Raw genomic sequence first — 3,301 nt, 5'->3', positions numbered from 1 at the left:
TTGGATTTCGCCGGGTTCGATGCGGTAGCCGCGGATCTTGACCTGCTCGTCGGCGCGCCCGAGGTAGTGCAGCTGCCCATCAGCACCCCAGCGCACCAGATCGCCGGTGCGATACATCCGTGACCCCGGGCCACCGAACGGGCACGCCATAAACCGCGACGCGGTCAACCCCGCCCGACGCACATACCCAACACCCACCCCACGACCGGCCAGATACAACTCGCCGATCACCCCGGCGGGCACCGGGTTCAACCACCCGTCCAGCACAAAGAAGGCCGCCCACGCGATCGGTGAGCCGATCGGTGTCGGCCCCGACCCCGCGGCCAGCGGTGCACTCTTGCACGCCCACATCGTTGTCTCGGTCGGGCCGTACACGTTGATCATCACGCGTCCCGGCGCCCACCGGTTCACCAGTTCGACGGGGCAGGGTTCCGCACCGATCACCAACGCCGCCGACTCCAGCCCTTGCGTCGACAGCATCCCCACCGCCGACGGCGTCTGGGTCAACACGGTGACTTGCTGGTCGACCAGCAACGTGTGGAAGTCCTCCGGGGAGCGCGCCACCGAGTCAGGCACCACCACCAGCCGCCCACCAAACAACAACGCACCCCAGATCTCCCAGACCGAGAAATCGAAGGCGTAGGAGTGAAACTGCGTCCATACCTGGTTGGGCGCCAACTCGACGCCGATATCCAGTGCGTCGAACATCTGAGTGACGTTGTGGTGCGTGACGGTCACGCCTTTGGGCACACCGGTCGTGCCAGAGGTGTAGATGATGTGCGCCAGGTCATCAGGAGCTGGGTCCGGCAAGGCGGTATTGGGTTGGGAGTCGACGCGAGGGTCGTCGAAATCGATGACCGCCAACTCGCATCCATCGAACCGCGAGCGCAGGCCCGCCGTGGTGATCGCAGCGATCGGTCCGGCATCGGCGACCATGAACTCGATCCGGGCCGCCGGCAGCGCCGGATCCATCGGCAGATACGCCGCCCCGGTCTTCAGGACGGCCAAGATCGCCACGATCGCATCAGCCGACCGCGAAAACAACAGCGCCACAGACTGACCCGGACCGGCGCCGTGGGCCGCCAACAAATGTGCCAACCGGTTGGCGGCCTCATCAAGCTCGCGGTAGGTCAGGGAGTGGCCCTCGAAGGTCACCGCCACTGCATCGGGGGCGCGGGCCACGCGTTCGGCGAACATAGCCGGAATCGATGCTTGGGTTGCGGGCTGGGTCAGTACCGCACGGTTGCCGAGTTCATCGAGGCGGGCGTGCTCACCCTCGTCGAGTACGTCGATCGACGAAACCCTTTGTGCCGGATCGGCGGTCATCGCCACCAGTACCCGCTCCAAGCGCCCGATCAGCGCGCTGACGCTGTCCTCGTCGAACACATCGGTGCGAAACTCCACCGTTCCGCCGATCCCAGCGGGCTCACCGGCCTCGGTGAAGTGTTCGGCCAACGAAAACGCCAGATCCATCCGGGCGGTGCGGGTGTTCACCGGTAGCGACGTGACCTGCAGGCCGTCCAACACCAGCTCCGCCGCGGGATCGCTATCGCCGGCGAACTGCCAGCCGACCATCACCTGAATCACGGGGTGATGAGCCAACGACCTCGACGGATTGAGTCGTTCCACAAGCACTTCGAAGGGCACGTCTTGGTGCTCGTAGGCGGCCAGACTGCGTCGGCGCACCTGGTCCAACAGTTCGGCGGTGGTGGGATCCTCCGACACGTCGACGCGCAGCACCAAGGTGTTGATGAAAAAGCCCACCAGCTCGTCCAGTGCGGGGTCGCGCCGCCCGGCGATCGGAAACCCGACGGCCACCTCGGGGCTGGCGCTGATCTTCGACAACAGCACCGCCATGGCGGCCTGCATCACCATAAAACTGGTCGTATTGTGCTCGCGGCCCAGTCGTGCAACCTGCTGCTGCAGCTCGGCCGGAAAATCCACGATGACGTTCGACCCGCGCTGATCGGCCACCGGCGGGTAGGGCCGATCGGTGGGCAGCTGCAGGCGCTCGGGCAGCCCGGCCAGGGCCTCCTCCCAGTAGTCCAGTTGCGCGGCGATGGGGCTATCGCTGGCGTCGAGGTCGCCCAGCTGCGCTCGCTGCCACAGTGTGTAGTCGACGTACTGCACCGGCAGCGGCGCCCAGTCGGGGGCCTGCCCGGCACACCGGCTGGCGTAGGCGACCCCCAGATCCCTGATCAGCGGGGCGATCGACCAGCCGTCGGCGGCGATGTGGTGGACCACGGCCACCAGCACGTGTTCTTCCAGGGCGACCCGGAAAAGCGTTGCGCGAAAAGGAAGTTCGGTGCCCAGGTCAAAACCGCGACGCGCTGCCGCACCGATGGCCTCATCCAACCGGCCGGCCGACCAGCTGGTGGCATCGACAAGATCCCAACCGAAGTCGGCTCGCTCGGGTGGCAATACCAGCTGCTGGGGGATCCCCTCGGGCGCGGCAAGCAGCGTGCGCAGGCTTTCATGACGGCCCACCACATCCGCCATCGCCGCGCGCAATTCGTCGCTATCGAGGCGCCCGTTCAAGCGCAATGCCGCGGCCAAGTTGTAGACCGGGGAGGGCCCCTGCAACTGGTCGACAAACCACAACCGCTGCTGGGCATACGACAACGGCACCACCGCTGGCCGGTCCGCTGCCACCAAGGGCTGCAGCCGCCGCGAACCCACGCCGACATGGCATGCCAACTGAGCAACCGTGGGCGCATCGAACACGGCGGGCACCGAAACGTCGGCGTCCAGTGACGTGTTGATCGCCGCGGACAAGCGCATCGCCAACAGCGAATCCCCGCCGAGGTCGAAGAAGGAGTCGTCGATGCTGACTCGGTCGAGTCCGAGTACTCGCGCGTAGATGCTGGCCAGGATTTCTTCAAGGGCGGTGCGCGGGGCGCGGTAGTCCTTGAGGTGGTGGGAATCGGGTGCGGGCAGGGCGTGGGTGTCGAGTTTGCCGTTGGGGGTGAGTGGGAGGGCGTCGAGCGCTACCAGCGCGGTCGGGACCATGTAGGGCGGGAGCCGCTCGGCCAGTGCGGTCCGTGCCTGGGTGGGGTCGGCGCTGCCGGTGATGTAGCCGATGAGGCGTTTGTCGCCGGGGCGGTCTTCGCGGGCGACGACGACGGCTTGGTCGACGCCCTCGAGAGTTGTTAGGGCGGTTTGGATTTCGCCGAGTTCGATGGGGCGTGTCATTCCATCTGTGTAAGTCCGAGGTGGTCCATCATCGGACCGCCGTTGGGGCGGACAGAAGGAGTGTTTTGTGACCAAGTCCACGAAGGCGCCGGCTCAGGACAAGACGGCG

At 66.4% G+C, this 3,301-nt stretch carries 1 pseudogene; it reads right to left on the bottom strand.

Annotated features, from left to right (window positions below):
- Positions 1-3,180: pseudogene (locus EPN51_RS04470) on the bottom strand (amino acid adenylation domain-containing protein); the annotation flags it as partial.
- Between the last annotated feature and the right edge of the window lie 121 nt (positions 3,181-3,301).

This window comes from Mycobacterium sp. (assembly GCF_004298145.1).
GTDB lineage: Bacteria > Actinomycetota > Actinomycetes > Mycobacteriales > Mycobacteriaceae > Mycobacterium.
Note: the sequence above shows the minus strand (reverse complement) of the source record. Positions and strands in the feature narration are given on the sequence as shown.